The sequence below is a fragment of the Roseateles chitinivorans genome, from assembly GCF_050632145.1.
GTDB classification, from domain to species: domain Bacteria; phylum Pseudomonadota; class Gammaproteobacteria; order Burkholderiales; family Burkholderiaceae_C; genus Roseateles; species Roseateles chitinivorans_B.
Window position 1 is genome coordinate 3162565 of sequence record NZ_CP192577.1, and the last position, 16138, is coordinate 3178702.

General features: G+C 70.5%; 13 protein-coding genes. 8 read left to right on the forward strand and 5 right to left on the reverse strand.

The genetic code is table 11. The features are described 5' to 3' along the window. Positions 1–2538 (reverse strand): TonB-dependent receptor, encoded by a 2538-nt coding sequence (locus ACQ86G_RS14600; protein ID WP_431261201.1) that lies wholly within the window; start codon positions 2536–2538, stop codon positions 1–3. A gap of 39 nt (positions 2539–2577) precedes the next feature. Then, on the reverse strand, positions 2578–4422 hold the full coding sequence (locus ACQ86G_RS14605; protein ID WP_431261202.1) for a hypothetical protein: 1845 nt from the start codon (positions 4420–4422) through the stop codon (positions 2578–2580). 64 nt (positions 4423–4486) lie between these two features. Here ACQ86G_RS14605 and ACQ86G_RS14610 point away from each other — a divergent pair, with 64 nt between their 5' ends. Continuing rightward, a complete protein-coding gene (locus ACQ86G_RS14610; protein ID WP_431261203.1) occupies positions 4487–5482 on the forward strand; it encodes a LacI family DNA-binding transcriptional regulator in 996 nt (331 codons plus the stop codon). Positions 5483–5508: 26 nt separating this feature from the next. On the opposite strand, the gene ACQ86G_RS14615 is transcribed toward ACQ86G_RS14610, so the two are convergent. Next, on the reverse strand, positions 5509–6510 hold the full coding sequence (locus ACQ86G_RS14615) for a LacI family DNA-binding transcriptional regulator (RefSeq protein ID WP_431261204.1): 1002 nt from the start codon (positions 6508–6510) through the stop codon (positions 5509–5511). A 134-nt stretch (positions 6511–6644) separates the two neighbouring features. Between ACQ86G_RS14615 and ACQ86G_RS14620 the strand changes: the two genes are divergently transcribed. From ACQ86G_RS14620 to ACQ86G_RS14645, 6 genes are all read left to right on the forward strand, one after another. Next, entirely contained in the window at positions 6645–8042 is a 1398-nt protein-coding gene (locus ACQ86G_RS14620; RefSeq protein WP_431261205.1) for an ABC transporter substrate-binding protein, read from the forward strand. Next, positions 8039–8926 (forward strand): carbohydrate ABC transporter permease, encoded by an 888-nt coding sequence (locus ACQ86G_RS14625; RefSeq protein WP_431261206.1) that lies wholly within the window; start codon positions 8039–8041, stop codon positions 8924–8926. The genes ACQ86G_RS14620 and ACQ86G_RS14625 overlap by 4 nt, the downstream gene beginning before the upstream one ends. Continuing rightward, positions 8923–9765 (forward strand): carbohydrate ABC transporter permease, encoded by an 843-nt coding sequence (locus ACQ86G_RS14630; RefSeq protein ID WP_431261207.1) that lies wholly within the window; start codon positions 8923–8925, stop codon positions 9763–9765. The genes ACQ86G_RS14625 and ACQ86G_RS14630 overlap by 4 nt, the downstream gene beginning before the upstream one ends. Before the next feature lie 5 nt (positions 9766–9770). Further along, complete coding sequence (locus ACQ86G_RS14635) at positions 9771–10799, forward strand: ABC transporter ATP-binding protein (RefSeq protein ID WP_431261208.1); 1029 nt, start codon at positions 9771–9773, stop codon at positions 10797–10799. After that, positions 10796–12043, forward strand: coding sequence for an alginate lyase family protein (locus ACQ86G_RS14640; RefSeq protein ID WP_431261209.1), 1248 nt, complete (start codon positions 10796–10798; stop codon positions 12041–12043). Before ACQ86G_RS14635 ends, ACQ86G_RS14640 begins: the two co-directional genes overlap by 4 nt. Positions 12044–12112: 69 nt before the next feature. Further along, positions 12113–13375, forward strand: coding sequence for an NAD(P)/FAD-dependent oxidoreductase (locus ACQ86G_RS14645; protein ID WP_431261210.1), 1263 nt, complete (start codon positions 12113–12115; stop codon positions 13373–13375). A gap of 78 nt (positions 13376–13453) precedes the next feature. Here the strand turns inward: ACQ86G_RS14645 and ACQ86G_RS14650 are convergent, their stop codons facing one another. Then, positions 13454–14116, reverse strand: coding sequence for an NADPH-dependent F420 reductase (locus ACQ86G_RS14650; protein ID WP_431261211.1), 663 nt, complete (start codon positions 14114–14116; stop codon positions 13454–13456). Beyond that, on the reverse strand, positions 14113–15021 hold the full coding sequence (locus ACQ86G_RS14655) for an inositol monophosphatase family protein (protein WP_431261212.1): 909 nt from the start codon (positions 15019–15021) through the stop codon (positions 14113–14115). Before ACQ86G_RS14655 ends, ACQ86G_RS14650 begins: the two co-directional genes overlap by 4 nt. 90 nt (positions 15022–15111) lie before the next feature. On the opposite strand from ACQ86G_RS14655, the gene ACQ86G_RS14660 reads away from it, so the two are divergent. Next, positions 15112–16023 (forward strand): LysR family transcriptional regulator, encoded by a 912-nt coding sequence (locus tag ACQ86G_RS14660; RefSeq protein ID WP_431261213.1) that lies wholly within the window; start codon positions 15112–15114, stop codon positions 16021–16023. Positions 16024–16138 lie beyond the last annotated feature (115 nt).

The window sequence follows — 16138 nt, forward strand, 5'->3', positions numbered from 1 at the left end:
TCAGAACTTCACGTCCAGGCGGAGTGCCGTGTAGCGGAAGGCGTCGCGCGCCGGGGTCCACGTGGTGTGGGGCTGGGAGGGGCCGCTGTTGGTGGGGTTCACGCGCCAGGTGCCCAGGCCGCTGAAGCCGGTGTTGGCGTAGTGGCGGTCGAACAGGTTGTTGATGAAGAACCCGAGCTGGTAGCGGCCGCCCTTGGCCTTCAGGCCGAAGCCGACGTTGACCACGGTCACCGCCGGCGACATCAGCGACGGATCCTGGTTGATGTTGGTCTGGACCTCGCCGCGGTGGCGCAAGTTGCCGCTGAAGAACAGGTTGAACGGGGCGTCGGTCAACGCGAGGTCGTAGCGCCCCGACAGCCCCAGCTTCCATCGCGGCGCATTGGGCATCACGCCCCCGGCCAGGTCCTGGGTGTTCTGTCCGCCGTAGACGGGGTTGTTGCGGATGCACTCGGGGTTGAAGCCGCCGTTGGCCGTGCCGCCGACGTTGTAGCAGGGCGCGTTGGGCCAGTCGGAGACCGTCGCGCGGGTGTAGGCCACGTCGGCGTTGACGATGAAGTCGGGCGTGACCAGCGCGGCCACGTCCATCTCCAGCCCGCGCGTCTGCACGCCGCCGATGCTGCTCAGGCGGGTCACGTAGGTCGAGGTGCCCGGCAGGTAGCCGCCCGAGTTCTGCTGGTAGTCCTTGAACCGGGTGTCGAAGGCCGCGAGGTTGACCGTCAGCCGGTTGGCGAAGAAGTTGCCCTTCATCCCCAGCTCCCAGTGCCGCGCCGATTCCGAAGGCACCGGCTGCTGCGCCGCCGTCTGCGCGGTCAGGCCGCTGGTGATGTCGTAGGCCTTGCCCTTGTAGCCGGTCGAGGTCATCACGTAGGCCATCAGGCCGGGCGTGAACTGATGCTGCAGGCTGAGCTTGCCGGTGGTCGAGTCCTCCTTGTTGTGGCGGCTCGAATAGGACGCCGTCGGCGTGAAGTCCGCCGGCGGCGGATTGCCCAGGGTCAGGCCGTAACCCGACACCTGGTGGTTCTGGCGCAGGCCCGCCACCAGCGTCGTGCCGGGCCGGAACTCCCAGGACGCCTGGCCGTAGATCGCGGTGTTGCGGTTGGAGGTGTCGCCGAAGTACGCGATCGGGGTGGACAGCGCGATGCCGTCGAAGCCGCGCACGAAGGTGCGGTCGATCTCTGTGCTGGCCCACCAGAGTCCGGCCACGTAGCGCAGGTTGCCGGTGTCCGACGAGGTCAGGCGCAGCTCCTGCGTCTTGGAGTCGATCACGTAGGTGCCGTATTGCACGTAGCCCGCGTCGCGGCCGACGGTGGACTTGCCCGCGGCGATCGGGAAGTAGAGCAGCGTGTGGACGTCGGTGAAGTCCTGGTCGCGGTAGTCGTTGGCGGAGTAGCGCTGCGTCGAGGTGATCGAGGTCAGCGCCATGCCGTTGGGCGCGGCGTAGTTGATCCGCAGCGAGGCGCCCTTGGTCTCCGACTCGATGCCGGTCGGCGAATCCATGCGCACGTCGCGGTTGGCCGGTCCGGGCGTGATGCCGGCCAGCAGCCGCGAGGCGGGCAACGCCGCGACGCCGCTCAGGTAGCCGCTCTGCAGGTTCCCGAAGCTGGTCAGCGCATAGGTGCAGCAGTCGTTGCGGGTCTTGTTGTAGGTCGGCGTGAACTCGACGTCGATCTCGTCCGTCGGATGCCAGGCCAGCTTGAGCATCAGGGTGCGGTCGCGGCTGCCGTTGACCTTCCTGCCGGTGGCCAGGTTGTTGAGGTTGCCGTCGAACTCGCTGCCGGCCGCGGCGATGCGCAAGCCGAGCTTGGGCGCGATCTCGCCGCCCATCGAGACGCGCAACCGCTGCTCGCCGTCGTTGGTGATGAAGGCGCTGGCGTCGCCGCGCAGCGCGCCGCCGATGGGCTTGGTCGTGATCAGCATCGCGCCGGCGATGGCGCTCTTGCCGAACAGCGTGCTCTGCGGGCCCTTCAGCACCTCGACCCGCTGCACGTCGGCCAGGTCGCGGAAGGCCATGAACTGCGCGCTCATGGGCACGTCGTCGATGATGACCGACACGTCCGATTCGACCCCGATGCCGATCGACGAGGTGCCGATGCCGCGCATGTTCAGGCCGTTGTTGGCGGGCGTCGAGCCGTAGGTGACCGTCAGCGCGGGCGTCAGCTCGATGACGTCCTCCAGCGAGCGCACGTTGCTGCGCTCCAGCCGCTCGCTGGTGAAGACCGAGATCGCCAGCGGCACGCTCTCCAGCCGCTCGACGCGCTTGCTGGCCGTCACCTCGACGCGTTCCAGCTGCGGCCGCTCCGCAGGCGGATCGTCCTTGGGCCGGGCGTCTTCCTTGGGCTTGGCCGCTTGCGCGGCATCAGCCTGAGTGGCGGCCGGGTTGGCGGCCGTGTTGGCAGCCGCGTTGGCGGTCTGGGCCGCCGTCCGGGCCTTGGCGGCGGCCTCCGTCGTCTGCGGCGCCTGCTGCGCCTGCGCCGACTGCGCGGCCAGGGCCAGCAGTGCGACGGCGATCGGCGTCCTTCCGGGTACGAACCTCTTCATTGCCTGTCTCCATTTTTTTTGGTGCCTGGTCGGCTTTGGCTACCGGTAGCTCAAGGTCCACCGGACTTGAAGCGGGGCGGCCTTCTGCGAGGCCGTTCCTGAAAACTGCAGATGCGTGCGGGCGGGGCCGCTGGTCAGTCCTTCGAGACCGCGGGCGGGCGGCTCCTGGACATCGAGGACGTCGTAGCCCTGCGCTTCGAAACGGGCAATGCCGCCGTCGTCGAAATCGACGCCGAAGCCGCCGCCAAAGTTGCCGGTCCGTGCGCCCGACGAGAAGCAGGCGAAGGCCAGGCTCAGCGACGTGATCTCCAGCGACGGATCGGGATGCAGCACGTCGACGCGGCTGATGCGCCCGGGGCCGAAGCGGTACTCGGTCGTCAGCGTCACGCGCGTGTCGAGGACCGGCCCGCGCTCGCCGACGCGGTTCAGACCGGGCTGGCGATAGCGGAGCACCTGCTCGTCACCCTCGTGCCAGGTCTTGATCTCCTGGATGAAGGACGTCGGGAGCAGCACGCTGCCGTCGGCGAGCACCAGGCGAGGCAGCAGTTGCGGATGGTCCGCGCCGCTTTCGGGCAGGCCTTCGATGAGTCGGGGCGAGAAGGGGATCGGGTAATACGGCGCGTTGTCGTGCTGCCCCTCGCCGCCGTTGATCAGCGGCAGCGTGAAGACCCGCCCGCGATCGCGCCGCGTGACCAGCGCGCGCTCGTAGTGCCCGCGCGCGAACCAGTTGAGCTGGAAGGCCGGCTGGCGCCGCGTCAGCCAGCCGCCGAGATCGTCCGGCGGCAGCTCGTCGGCCTGGCCGGCTTCCGCCCACAGCTCGGTGGTGGACAGCAGCTGGTGGATGAGGGAGAAGTTCTCCCCCAGCATCCGGTGCGTGCCGCGGTAGCCGTCGGTCCGGCGGCCGTCGCGCCACAGGTTGACGGAGTTCATGCCGCGGTCGACCCAGAAGTCCACGTACTTGGCGGCTGCCCGCACGCAGAAGGCGTAGGCGTAGCGGCGTTCCTCGTCGTCGAGCACGCCCAGGCGCGCCGCGGTGGCCAAGATCTCGACGATGCCGGTGTCGCCGTAGGGACCGATGCTGCGACCGAATCCGAAACCGTCGCCGTCCGCGCTCGCGCATTGCAGCGCCAGCTGCGCGGACTGGGCCAGCAGCGTCGTGAGCCGCGGCGTGACCGGCAGCTCGGTCTCGATGAAGCGTTCGCAGAACTCGGCCGCGAGCAGGATGCTGTAGCGGTCGAAGCGGCCTTCGCCCTCGGTCTCGTCGGAGAAGCCGAACTCGCCCGAGTAGCGCTCGTAGTGGTCCAGCGTCTTCGTCAGCAGCGCGTCGCCGGCGCTGGCGTCCTCCCATCCCATCAGCATGCGCAGCCGCGCGATGCCGAAGGCGACGCCGTAGTAGTTGGTCGGCAGGGCCATCAGCCGCAAGGACCCGGCGTCGACGAAGTGGCGCCAGTCCAGCGTGCCCTTCAGGCGCGCCAGGCACGCCGGTTCGACTGCGGCCTCCAGCAGCCCCGCCTTGCGCAGCCGGTTCAGCCCCATCAGCGCGTAGTAGATGCCCCAGCTCTCGATGGGCAGCGTGCCGATGAGCGTCATCAGCCGCCGCGTGCCGCTGAGGTAGCCGGCGAAGGGCGCGGCGTCGCGCGGCGTCAGCGTCAGCAGGTGGGCCAGGCCGATGGCGATCTTGCCGGGCAGGAAGACGTCGCCCTGGCCGAACACCGGCGCGCCATTGAAGCGCGCATCGAGGCCATGGGCGTCGAGCAGCGAGAAGTAGTCGGCCAGCTGGGGCAGCACCTCGGCGCGGACCAGCGCGTTGAGCGACCGGCCGTGATGCGGTGGGTGCGGTGCGTGCGCTGCATGGTGAGGCGGGTGACGATCAGTGCGCATCATGTGTCCGCTCCGCGTGGTCCTGTACGAGAATCCGCATCCATCTCCTGCCGTTCATAGACCTCCCATGCCTCCGACCAAATCCCCAGCCACCCTGCGCGACGTCGCCGAGCTGGCCGGGGTATCGACGGCGGCGGTCTCCAAATTCGTCAACGGCAAGCAGCGCTTCACCGCGGCGGTCGAGCGGCGCATCGCCGAGGCCATCGACCAGGTGGGCTACCGCTCCAACCTGGCGGCGCGCAGCATGGTCACGGGCCGTTCGGGCGCCATCGCGGCGCTGGTCTACGGCGTGGAGAACCCGTACACCGCCGCCGTCATCAAGGGCGCGAGTCGCGCGGCCACCGCGCTGGGCTACGACCTGCTCTTCGTCGACCTGCTGCAGAGCGAGTCGCCCGAGCGCGAACTGGCGCGCGTGACCGGCATGCAGGTGGACGGCATCGTGCTGGCCGCCGCGCTGCCCGCCGAGGCGCGCCAGCTGCTGTCCAGCTACGGCCGGCCCTTCGTCGACCTGAACCGCGCGAGCGAGCCGTCGCAGGCGCCCAGCGGCGAGGAACAGGCCGCGGCCATGCTGGGCCGCTACCTGCTGAGCCTGGGCCACCGCGACATCGCCTACATCGCCTGCGAGGCGCAGCCCGGCAATGCCGACCGCCTGCAGGGCATGCAGCGCTCGCTGCAGGCGGCGGGCGTCGCGCTGACGGTGCATCCCGTGACCAGCCCGACGGCCGAGGAGGGCGCCCGCGTGGCCTCCAGCCTGCTGCTCGGCCAGAAGCGGCCGCAGGCGATCGCCACCTGCAACGACCTCATCGCGATGGGCCTGATGTCGGAGGCCCGGCACCTGGGCCTGTCTGTGCCGGAGGACGTGTCGGTCGCCGGCATCGAGAACATGCCCTTTGGCCGTTTCCTGAGTCCGCCGCTGACCAGCGTGGACCTGCATGCGGACGCGCTCGGCGAGTGGGCCATGCGCGACCTGATCGCCACCATCGACGGCGAGGACGCGCCCGTGCGCGGGCATGACCTGACCCCGCGACTGGTCGTGCGGGGCTCGACGCGGGCCGCCGGCTGACGCCCCCACTGGCATCCGCTGCGGGCTCATGAGGCCCGCCGGGCGGTGGATTCGCGCACGACCAGCCGCGGCGCGAGCACCTCGTCGAAGGGGCGTTCCAGGTCGTTGTTGATCAACTTCAGCAGCCGCTGCATCGCCAGCTCGCCCATGCGCTCGCTGTTCATCGCGACCGAGGTCAGCGTGGGACTGGTGTAGCGGCCGTACGCGATGTCGTCGAAGCTGGCGATGGACAGGTCGCGCGGGATGCTGACGCCCAGGGTGCGGGCCTCGTTCATCAGGCCGAGCGCGATCAGGTCGTTGTAGGTCACGATCGCGTCGGGGCGCGCGCCGCCATGCAGCAGGCGGGACGCGGCCGACTCGCCCGCCTCGGGCGAGGGCGCGTCGACGTCCAGCATGTCCAGCGTGCGGCCCGCCTCGGCCAGCGCCTCGCCCAATCCACGGATGCGCTCCGCGTTCCAGCGCGAGCCCGGGAAACCCACGTAGGTCACGCGCCGGTGCTGCAGCGACATCAGGTGGCGGCCGATCATCAGTCCCGCCTGATAGCCGTCGGCGCCGACGCTGTGCACGCCCGCGTGGCCATAGCGGCCGAAGAAGACGACCGGTTTGCCCAGCGCGTTCAGCCACTCGATGGATTCGTCGGCCAGGCGCGAGCTGACCACCAGGCCGTCCACCCGCCGCGACAAGGTCTCGACGAGGTGGCGCTCCGGCGCCTGGCTCTCGGACGTGTCGACGAAGGCCAGGCTGTAGTCGCCGGCCTGCGCCGCGCGGCTCGCGCCCTTGACGATGCCGGTGAAGTGCGGGTTGCCGAGGTCCAGCACCACCAGCCCGACCGCGCCGCTGCGCCCGGTCGCGATCGAGCGGGCCATGTGGTTGGTGCGGTAGCCCAGCTGCTCGATGGCGGCCTGGATGCTGGCCTCGACGGCGGGCGAGAAACGTCCGCTGCCGCTGCAGTACTTCGACACGGTGGCCGTGGAGACGTTCGCCGCAGCGGCGACGTCGCGAAGGGTGGGGAGTCGTTTGTTAATCATTTCGGTCAAGCGTTTAACTTCAATGATAGTGAGCGCGCCGGGAAATGGAAGTCCCTCTGTTGGCCTTTGTTGCCAGGGTTTTCGCTACATGCGTCGACGTTTACAGCGAGGCCTGTCGTCATCACAATGAATGGATGGTTAACCGCTATACCTCTTTCAGGAAGTTGTCGGCGCGGTTGCGGCTGCGGTCGCGGCTGCGGCTGCGGCTGCGGCTGCAGTTGCGGCTACGGTCGCTGCTGGTGATGCCGCTGCTGGTGATGCCGCTGCTGGCCGTGCCGCTGGCGGGCCCGGCGCAGGCGGCGTCCGCCGACGAGCCCTTGCGGGTGTGGACGCGCTCCTCCAAGGACGGCCGCAAGACCTACGACGCGATCGCCGCGGCCTTCACGAAGCAGACCGGCATCCGGGTCGAGTACTTCAACGCGATGACCGACTTCGAGCCGCGCCTGGCGCGCGCCGCGGTCGGCGGCCGCATGCCCGACGTCATCGTCAACGAGATCGGGGCCGCGGGTCAGCTGGTCAACATGGGCGTGGCCGCCGAGATCGACCGCAGCCGCATCGCGGGCGGCGACCGGCTGCTGGACAGCGCCTGGCGCGCCGCGACGCTGCCCGACGGCAAGACCTACGGGGTGCCGGTATCGGTGCAGACCCATGTGCTGTTCATCCGGCGCGACTGGCGCGAGAAGCTGGGCCTGCCGGTGCCGCGCACCTGGGACGAGCTGGCCGCGCTGTCGCTCGCCTTCACCGAGCGCGACCCCGACGGCAACGGCCGTCGCGACACCTACGGCCTGGCCCTGGCCGGCACCGCCGCGCGCGGCTATGCGGCGGCCTCGCTGAGTTCCTTCCTCTTCCAGGCCGGGGGCGAGTTCCAGCGCCGCGGCGCGGACGGCCGCGCCCACGGCGCGCTGGACGAGCCGGCCGCCAGCGCCACGCTGACCTTCTTCCGCCGCCTCGTCTGCGAGGACCGCAGCGTCCAGCCCAACGCCATCAACGCCGCGACGCAGGACACCAACAAGGCCTTCAGCTCGGGCCAGGCGGGCATCTACCTGTCAGGCCCGTATCACATCGCGCTGTTCGACAAGGAGCCGGGGCGCGCGCGCTACGAGGTCGTGCCCCTGCCGGCCGGACCCACCGGACAGCGCGCCAGCATGGCCGGCGGCGAACTGGCCTACCTCACGACGCGCGGCCGGCATCCGGGCGAGGCCAGGCGCTTCGTCGAGTTCCTGATCTCGCCGCAAGGCCAGACGATGGGGATGCAGGCGGCCGACGGCGGGCTGCCCGTGGTCCGGCTGCCGGTCGACCGCACGCTGGACGCCGGCGCCATCCACGGCGATGCGCGCTGGGCCATGGTGGCCGACGAATACCGCAGCCACGGCCATCCGATGCCGCAGGCCCGCAACTGGTCCCGCCTGCAGCAGCTCGCGGCCGACGGCTTCAACGCCATCCTCGCGCACTGCAGCCAGGACATCCCCGGCGAGCTGCGCGCGCTCAACCAGCGCTTCAACGCCGAGCTCGCCCGTCAGGAGGCGCAATGAGCATCGGTCGTTCAGTGTCGCGTTCGCGTTCACGTTCGGGCTGGGCGCCGTGGCTCTTCCTCGCGCCGGCGCTGCTGGTCTTCACGTGGTTCAAGTTCATCCCCATGGTCAAGGGCCTGGTGATGAGCGTCCACAAGGTCAACTTCGGCGGCGCGGACACCTACGTCGGCTGGCACAACTTCGAGCGCGTCCTCGGCGACGCCGCGCTGCGGGACGCGGCCGGCCGCACGCTGCTCTACGTCGTCGTCACCGTGCTGCTGTCGGCCTCCATCGCGCTGCTGCTGGCGCAGGCGCTGCAGGGGACGGCGCGTCACATGCGTTTCATCCGCACGGCGATGTTCCTGCCGGCGGTCACGAGCGCGGCCGTCGCCGCCGAGATCTGGCGCATCCTCTACGCGCCGACGCCGGACGGCGTCGTCAACACGGTGATCGGGCTGGTCGGGATCGGACCGCAGGGTTTCTGGGCCGATCCGTCGCAGGCGCTGGCCGCGCTGGTCGGCATGCATGTCTGGAAGCACGTGCCCTACGACACGGTCATCTTCGTGGCCGGCCTGGCCGGCATCAACAGCGAGCTCTACGACGCCGCCGCCGTCGACGGCGCCAACGCCTGGCAGCGCTTCACCAGCGTGACGCTGCCGGGCCTGGCGCCCGCCGTCACGGTGATCTGCACGCTGGGCTTCATCCGCGGCTTCCGCGTCTTCACCGAGGTCTATGCGACCACCGGCGGCGGCCCGGCAGGCAGCACCGAAGTCGTCATGACGCAGATCTACAAGCAGGGCTTCCAGGAGCTGGACTACGGCTTCGCCGCCGCGGCCTCGACCTTGCTCTTCCTCGTCACCGCGGCGCTCACCGCCGTCTACCTCGCCTGGCGCCGCCGTCGATGACCGCTTCGAAATCCCCGCTCGCCGCGCCGCTGCGCATCCTGTTCTACGGCCTGGTGCTGATCGTGTTCGCCGGCCCCTTCTGGGCCTTCCTGATGACGGCGCTGTCCGGCGTCACCATCGCGCCGGGCCGGCTGCTGTGGTGGCCGGAGCAGCCGACCTGGGAGAACTTCCGCTACGCCTGGGTGGAGGCCAAGGTGTGGCGCTACCTGCTGAACTCGATGGTCGTCGTGCTCGTGGGCACCGTGCTGCAGCTCGGCGTCAGCGCACTGGCCGCCTATGCGCTGGCGCGCAAGCGCTTCCGCGGCCTGGCCATCGTCAGCTTCCTGATCCTGTCGACCATGATGCTGCCGGACGAGGTGATCGCGATCCCGCTGTTCCTCGTGCTGGGCCAGCTCCCGCTGGTCGGCGCCAGCCTGCATGACACGCACCTCGGCATGATCCTGCCGGTCGTCGGCTGGGGCTTCTCCATCTTCATGCTCTGCGAGTTCATGCGCGCCATCCCGATCGACCTCGAGGAGGCCGCGCGCGTGGACGGCGCCAGCGACTGGCAGATCTTCCGGCACGTCATCCTGCCGCTGTGCCGGCCCGCGCTGGGCAGCGCGGCGGTCTTCGGCTTCATCATGATCTGGGACCAGTACCTGCTGCCGCTGCTGGTCACCAACGACGAGTCGCTCTACACGCTGCCGGTGGCGCTCGCCACCGTGCGCGCGGACGAGACGATGAAACCCGCCGTGTTCATCGCGATCAGCGTGATCGCCATGCTGCCCAGCATCCTCGTGTACCTGGGTCTGCAGAAATCCTTCAACCGCGGCCTGCTGGCCGGTGCCGTGAAAGGCTAGTGAGCGTGGCCACCATCGAACTGAAAGGCGTGGGCAAGCGTTTCGCCCATGTCGACGTCATCAAGGATGTCTCGCTGTCCATCGCGGACGGGGAGTTCTGCGTGCTCGTGGGGCCCAGCGGCTCCGGGAAGTCCACGCTGCTGCGCACGATCGCGGGGCTGGAGGAGGCGACCAGCGGCCAGCTCTTCATCGGCGGGCGCGACGTGACGCGCGAGCCGCCCAAGGCGCGCGACATCGCGATGGTCTTCCAGAGCTACGCGCTCTATCCGCAGATGACGGTGCGCGAGAACATGGGCTTCGGCCTCAAGCTGATGAAGCGGCCGGCGGAGGAGATCCGCCGCCGCGTCGACGAGGTCGCGCGCATGCTGAGCCTGGAGCCGCTGATGGAGCGCCGGCCGGCCGCGCTCTCCGGCGGCCAGCGGCAGCGCGTCGCGATGGGGCGGGCGATGGTGCGGGAGCCGGCGGCCTTCCTGTTCGACGAGCCGCTGTCCAACCTCGACGCCGCGCTGCGCAGCGCGGTGCGCCAGGAGATCCGCGCGCTGCATGCGCGGCTGCGCACGACCTCGGTGTACGTGACCCACGACCAGGTCGAGGCCATGACCATGGGCGACACCATCGTCGTGCTGCGCGACGGTCGCGTCGAGCAGAGCGGCAGCCCCACCGAGCTCTACGATCGGCCGGCGAACCGGTTCGTCGCCGGCTTCATCGGTTCTCCGGCGATGAACTTCTGTCCCTTGCCGGGGGAACTGGGCACGGCGCTGGACACGACGCGCCTGCAGCTCGGCGTGCGGCCGGAGCATCTGCAACTGGGCCGGGTTCCGGATGCGGCGGTCGCCTTCGACTGCCGGGTCGAGTCCATCGAGTTCATGGGCGCGCAGTCGCAGCTCAACCTGCAGAGCGCCGCCGGCCCTCTGGTGGTCAACGTGCCCGACCGGCCCCAACTCAGCAACGGCAGCACGGTCAGCGTCAGCGCCCTGCGCAGGCACCTGCATTTCTTCGATGCGCAGAGCGGCCTGCGGCAGGAGGCGGTATGAGCGTGCGCAGACGTGACGTGTTGCTGGGCCTGCCGCTGGGTCTGTTGCTGAGCCGCGCTCAGGCTGCCCCTGCGGACGCGCCGTCGGTGACGCTGGTGACCTTGGACCACGGCGCCCTCGACGAGACGCGCCGTCGTCTGCGCGCCGGGGACGACGGCCTGGCCGCCGCCCATGCCGCGTTGCGGACCCGGGCCGCCAAGGCGCTGAAGACGCCGCTGCGCAGCGTCGTCGACAAGACGATGCTGCCGCCTTCGGGCTCGCGCAACGATTACATGAGCATGGGGCCCTACTGGTGGCCCAATCCCGATACGCCGGACGGGCTGCCCTACGTCCGCCGCGACGGCAAGCGCAATCCGCAGGTCGCGGGCGACGCGCTCGATTCCGACCGCATGGTCGCGTTCTGCCGCGACGTCTTCGACCTCACGCTGGCGCATCACTTCGGCGCGCCGGACGATCATGCGGCGAAGGCGGCCGAGGCGCTGCGTCACTGGTTCCTCGCGCCCCGCACGCGCATGCGGCCGCATCTGCGCTACGGACAGGCGATCCCGGGCATCGTCGAGGGCAGGGCGGAAGGGCTCATCGACACCCGCCATCTCTGGATGGTGATCGACGCGGCCTTGCTCCTGAACGCGCGCGGCGTCCTGTCCGATGCCGATCTCGCCGCGTTGCGCCAGTGGTTCGTCGACTTCACGCAGTGGATGCAGACCAGCCCGATCGCCCGCGACGAGGACGCCGCGGACAACAACCACGGCATGTTCTTCGACGCGCAGCTGGTGAACTGCCTGCGCTTCACCGGCGAAGCGGCGAAGGCGAAGGCGCGGTTGGCGACCGTGGCGGCGCGGCGCTTCAAGCCGCAGATCGAGGACGATGGCCGCATGCCGCTCGAACTCGCGCGCACGCGGCCCTTCCACTACAGCGCGTTCAATCTGGAAGCCGCCACGCGCCTGGCGCGCTACGGGCAGGGCGGCGATGTGGACCTCTGGCGCGAACCGCGGCTGCTGCGCGCCATCGCGCTCCTGCAGAGCGCCGCGTTGTCGCCGGAGCGCTGGCGTCACGCCACGAGCACGGAGCCGACGATCGACCCCGCCAAGCTGGTGCCGATCCTGCTGATGACGCGCTTCTCCACGGGCGTGGACCAGCCGCTGCTGGCTGCCGCCGTCTCGCCGCGCACGGAGGCGGTCGACTGGCTGCTGTGGAGCGTGCCGCCGGGCACCCCGGACAGGGCGCGTCCGTCGCAGGGGTGAGCGTCGGGGTCGAGGCGCCCCTGGCCGCCTCTGGCACACTGCGCGGCCTTGCGCGGTACCCTCCATCCCATGCCTACCTCCGAATCCTCCCGTCGCGCCGTCGTCATCGGCGGCGGCCCCGCCGGCCTCATAGCCGCCGAGCGTCTCGCCCATGCCGGGCTGTCCGTCGACCTCTATGACGCCATGGCCTCGGTCGGCCGCAAGTTCCTCCTCGCGGGCAAGGGCGGCCTCAACCTGACGCACTCGGAGTCGCGTCCCGAGTTCGACTCGCGCTACTTCGAGCGCCAGGCCGCGGTCGGCACCTGGCTCGACCGCTTCGACGGCGAAGCGCTCCGCGCCTGGGCCCAGGGCCTCGGCGTCGAGACCTTCGTCGGCACGTCCGGACGCGTCTTCCCCAAGGACCTGAAGGCCGCCCCGATGCTGCGCGCCTGGCTGTCCCGCCTGCGCACGCAGGGCGTGCGTTTCCACATGCGCCATCGCTGGCTCGGCTGGGACGCGGACGGCGGGCTGCGTTTCAGCTCGCCCGAGGGCGAAACGACCGTGAGCGCGGACGCTGTCGTGCTCGCGCTGGGCGGCGCGTCGTGGCCGCAGTTGGGCTCGGACGGCGCCTGGGCGCCGCTGCTCGCCGACGTCGGCGCGACCGTGTCGCCGCTGCGGGCCGCCAATTGCGGCTTCGATCTCGGCGCGACCCGCGACGGCGCGGCGCCGGGCTGGTCGCCGTTCTTCGCCGACAAGTTCGCCGGGCAGCCGCTCAAGCCGGTGGCGCTGAGCGCCGACGGCGTCGACGGTCGGCAGTTCTCGCGCCAGGGTGAATTCGTCGTCACCGCCACCGGCATCGAAGGCTCGCTGGTCTATGCCGCCTCCGCGCTGCTGCGCGAGAAACTCGAGCGCGACGGCGAGGCGCTCGTGCACCTGGACCTGCTGCCGGGCCGCGATGCGGACTGGGTGCTGGCGCAGGTCGCCCATCCGCGCGGCTCGCGCTCGCTGTCCTCGCACCTGAAGAGCCGCCTGAACATCGAGGGTCTGAAGGCCGGCCTGCTGCACGAGGTGCTCACGAAGGACGAGTACGCCGACACGGCGACGCTCGCCCGCACGCTGAAGGCACTGCCGCTGCGCCTGCGCGCCGCGCGTCCCGTCGCGGAAGCCATCAGCACCGCGGGCGGGGTGACGATCGAGTCGCTGGACGAGCGTCTGATGCTGACGGCGCGTCCCGGTGTGTTCGTCGCTGGCGAGATGCTGGACTGGGAGGCGCCGACGGGCGGTTATCTGCTGACGGCGTCCCTGGCCAGCGGCCTGGTCGCCGGGGACGGCGCGGCGGCCTACCTGGGCTGAATCGGGCGCGTGAGCCGCATTTGACGAAATGCGGCTCAAGAGATGAGCCGCAAATGCCGGCGCAGAGTCGTGCCGAGATCAGGCGCGAGCCGTCGACGCGACCGTCAACGCGAACGGCTTGAACCCCTTGGCCGCCACGATGTGCGGCGCCATCAGGATCATGGCCTCGGTGGCGCGCGCGCTGGCGATGCCGCCGAGGTCGAGGATCCACTCGTCCGGCCATCCCAGCGAGGCCAGCAGCGCCCGCACCTGCGCCTTGGCGTCGGGGTCCTCGGCGCTGAGGAAGGCCTGCGCCGGCGTGGCCAGGCTGCGCGGCGCGGTCATGACAGTGAAGAACATCGTGTTCAGCGCCTTCACCACGCGGGTCTCCGGCAGCGCCGCCTGGAGGCGCTGGGCCAGGCTGCCGTCCGGATACAGCAGGTCGCCCGGCGCGCCGCTGGGCTGACGCACGGTGGCGTTGGAGACGTCCACCAGCACCTTGTCCCGCAACGGGACGCGCAGGCCGGTGAGCAGGTCCAGCGCCGTGTGGCCCGGCGTCGCGTGGAAGACGACCGGCGATGCCGCGGCCGCTTCGGCCAGCGTGGCGTGGCGGACCGGTGGTCCCTGCCAGGCCCGGGCGCCCGTGGACGGCGTGCGATGCCCGACGGTCACGGCGTGGCCCCGTTCGGCGAAGGCGCGCGCCAGGTTGGCGCCGACACGTCCGGCGCCGAGGAGGCTGACGGGGTGCAGGTCGCTGTTCATGCCACTTCTCCCGCCACTTTTCCAGCCACTTCTTCGGCTACCTCGTCAGCCACTTCTCCCAGGACGGACAGCGCTTCGCCCCGGATGCCCGGCGCGCAGGCCAGGAAGTCCTTGCTGGCGAACGTCCAGGGTCGGCCCTGCAGGTCGGTCACCGAGCCGCCGGCCTCGGACACCAGCAGCGCGCCGGCCGCGAGGCCGGACCGCACATCGCTGTGCTGCCAGAAGGCGTCCGTCTGCCCACCGGCGACCAGTCCGAGCTGGAACGTGGCCGGCACCGTCATCCGCACTACCAGCGCGGCATTCAGCATCGCCGTCACCGAGGTGCCGATCCGTTGGTAGGTCTGCGCGGATTCGCCGGGCCTGGCCTGACCGGTGGTCACGATGGCCGCTTTCAGCTCGGTCTTGGTCGACGGTCGCAAGGGTTCGCCGTTGACCGCCGCGAGGCCGCTGCCGCGCACCGCTGTGTAGAGGCGGTCGGCCACGGGCTCGTACACGGCCGTGAGTTGCGGTGCGCCGTCGCGCACCAGCGTCGCGCTGATGCCCCATTCGGACAGGCCGTGCACATGGTTCACGTTGCCCTCCACGGCGTCGAAGATCCACCAGTCCCCGTGGGGGAGTTCGCCGCCTTCGAGTTCGTCGTCCACCCAGCCTGCCGCCGGGACGGCGCGTTCCAGCAGCCGGCGGGCGACGGTGAGCGACGCGTCGTCGTTGGCGTGGATGGCGTGGACCAGGCGGTCGAGGTTGTCGGGCGTCCGGGTCCGTTCATTGAAGGTCGCCAGCAGATGCCGGCCGGTGAGTCGGACGGCCGCGACGGCGGCGGCCAGCACGGCGCCGTCCTGCGGAGTGGAAGCGGCGATGTCGGCGAGCCGCTCGGCGGCTCGGAGGTCAGTATCGAAGGAGGTCATGGTGGGTGCCTGGGGGTGTCGATGGGATCGATTGTTGGCAGTCGACCGATTAACATCAAATCAATTGAGCTGACCGGTAAGTTAACCGCCATGCAACTGGACATGAACCTGCTCGTGGCGCTGGATGCCCTGCTGGACGAAGGCAGCGTGGGCGGTGCGGCGGCGCGCATGCACGTGAGTTCGCCGGCGATGAGCCGCACGCTGGACCGCATCCGTCACATGACGGGCGATGCCATCCTGGTGCGCAACGGCCGTGCCATGACGCCCACGCCGTATGCGCTGTCCATCCAGGCGGATGTGCACGACGTGGTGCTGCGGGCACAGACGGTGCTGGCACGGCAGAGCCGGTTCGACATCGCCGAGGTGGAACGGACCTTCACGATCCAGTGCCACGATGCGCTGGCTGCGGCGCTCGGTCCGCCGCTGCTGGCCGCGCTGCGCAAGGACGCGCCGCTGGCGGTGCTGCGCATGCCGGCGGAGGGCGCGTCCGACGCGCAGGAACTGCGGCAGGGGCAGGTCGACCTGCAGATCGGCGCGGCCATCCCGACGCAGGCGGAGCTGCTGCACGAGGTGCTCGGCGAGGACCGGCCGATGGTGGTGATGCGCGCCCGCCACCCGCTGGCGGGCCGCAAGCTGACCTTGCGCGACTACGCGCAGGCGGAGCACGTCACGGTCTCGCGACGCGGCCGGTTGCGCGACGCGGTGGACGATGCGCTGGCCGCCCAAGGGCTGGCGCGCCGCGTGGTGGCCGCCGCTCCCACGGCGGCAGCGGCGCTGGCGTGGGTGGCCGGCGCCGATCTGTTGACACTGGTGCCCGAACGGATCGGCGTGGGCGCCGCGCGGGCGCTGAAGCTCAAGGTGGTGCCGATGCCGCTGCGCACGCCGGCGTTGCCCGTCGTGGCGACCTGGCATCGGCGCCATGAGGGCGACCAGGCCCATGCCTGGCTGCGCGGGCAGGTCCGCCGCCTCGTGGCGATGCTGCTCGCGCCAGGCGAGGCCTGAACGACGTCCTGATGACGGCTACGCCTGCTGCGGCGACGCCATCGGGAAGCAGACGCTCCCCGGGGGCGCCCCGAGAATCCGGGACGCCACCTGCTGTCCGGGGCACCCGGTCATG

What these genes read in the sequence shown, in the direction of transcription:
- ACQ86G_RS14600 (WP_431261201.1), bottom strand. Translation starts at nt 2,538, where the DNA reads ATGAAGAGGTTCGTACCCGGAAGGACGCCGATCGCCGTCGCACTGCTG.
- ACQ86G_RS14605 (WP_431261202.1), bottom strand. Translation starts at nt 4,422, where the DNA reads ATGATGCGCACTGATCGTCACCCGCCTCACCATGCAGCGCACGCACCG.
- ACQ86G_RS14610 (WP_431261203.1), top strand. Translation starts at nt 4,487, where the DNA reads ATGCCTCCGACCAAATCCCCAGCCACCCTGCGCGACGTCGCCGAGCTG.
- ACQ86G_RS14615 (WP_431261204.1), bottom strand. Translation starts at nt 6,510, where the DNA reads ATGATTAACAAACGACTCCCCACCCTTCGCGACGTCGCCGCTGCGGCG.
- ACQ86G_RS14620 (WP_431261205.1), top strand. Translation starts at nt 6,645, where the DNA reads ATGGTTAACCGCTATACCTCTTTCAGGAAGTTGTCGGCGCGGTTGCGG.
- ACQ86G_RS14625 (WP_431261206.1), top strand. Translation starts at nt 8,039, where the DNA reads ATGAGCATCGGTCGTTCAGTGTCGCGTTCGCGTTCACGTTCGGGCTGG.
- ACQ86G_RS14630 (WP_431261207.1), top strand. Translation starts at nt 8,923, where the DNA reads ATGACCGCTTCGAAATCCCCGCTCGCCGCGCCGCTGCGCATCCTGTTC.
- ACQ86G_RS14640 (WP_431261209.1), top strand. Translation starts at nt 10,796, where the DNA reads ATGAGCGTGCGCAGACGTGACGTGTTGCTGGGCCTGCCGCTGGGTCTG.
- ACQ86G_RS14645 (WP_431261210.1), top strand. Translation starts at nt 12,113, where the DNA reads ATGCCTACCTCCGAATCCTCCCGTCGCGCCGTCGTCATCGGCGGCGGC.
- ACQ86G_RS14650 (WP_431261211.1), bottom strand. Translation starts at nt 14,116, where the DNA reads ATGAACAGCGACCTGCACCCCGTCAGCCTCCTCGGCGCCGGACGTGTC.
- ACQ86G_RS14655 (WP_431261212.1), bottom strand. Translation starts at nt 15,021, where the DNA reads ATGACCTCCTTCGATACTGACCTCCGAGCCGCCGAGCGGCTCGCCGAC.
- ACQ86G_RS14660 (WP_431261213.1), top strand. Translation starts at nt 15,112, where the DNA reads ATGCAACTGGACATGAACCTGCTCGTGGCGCTGGATGCCCTGCTGGAC.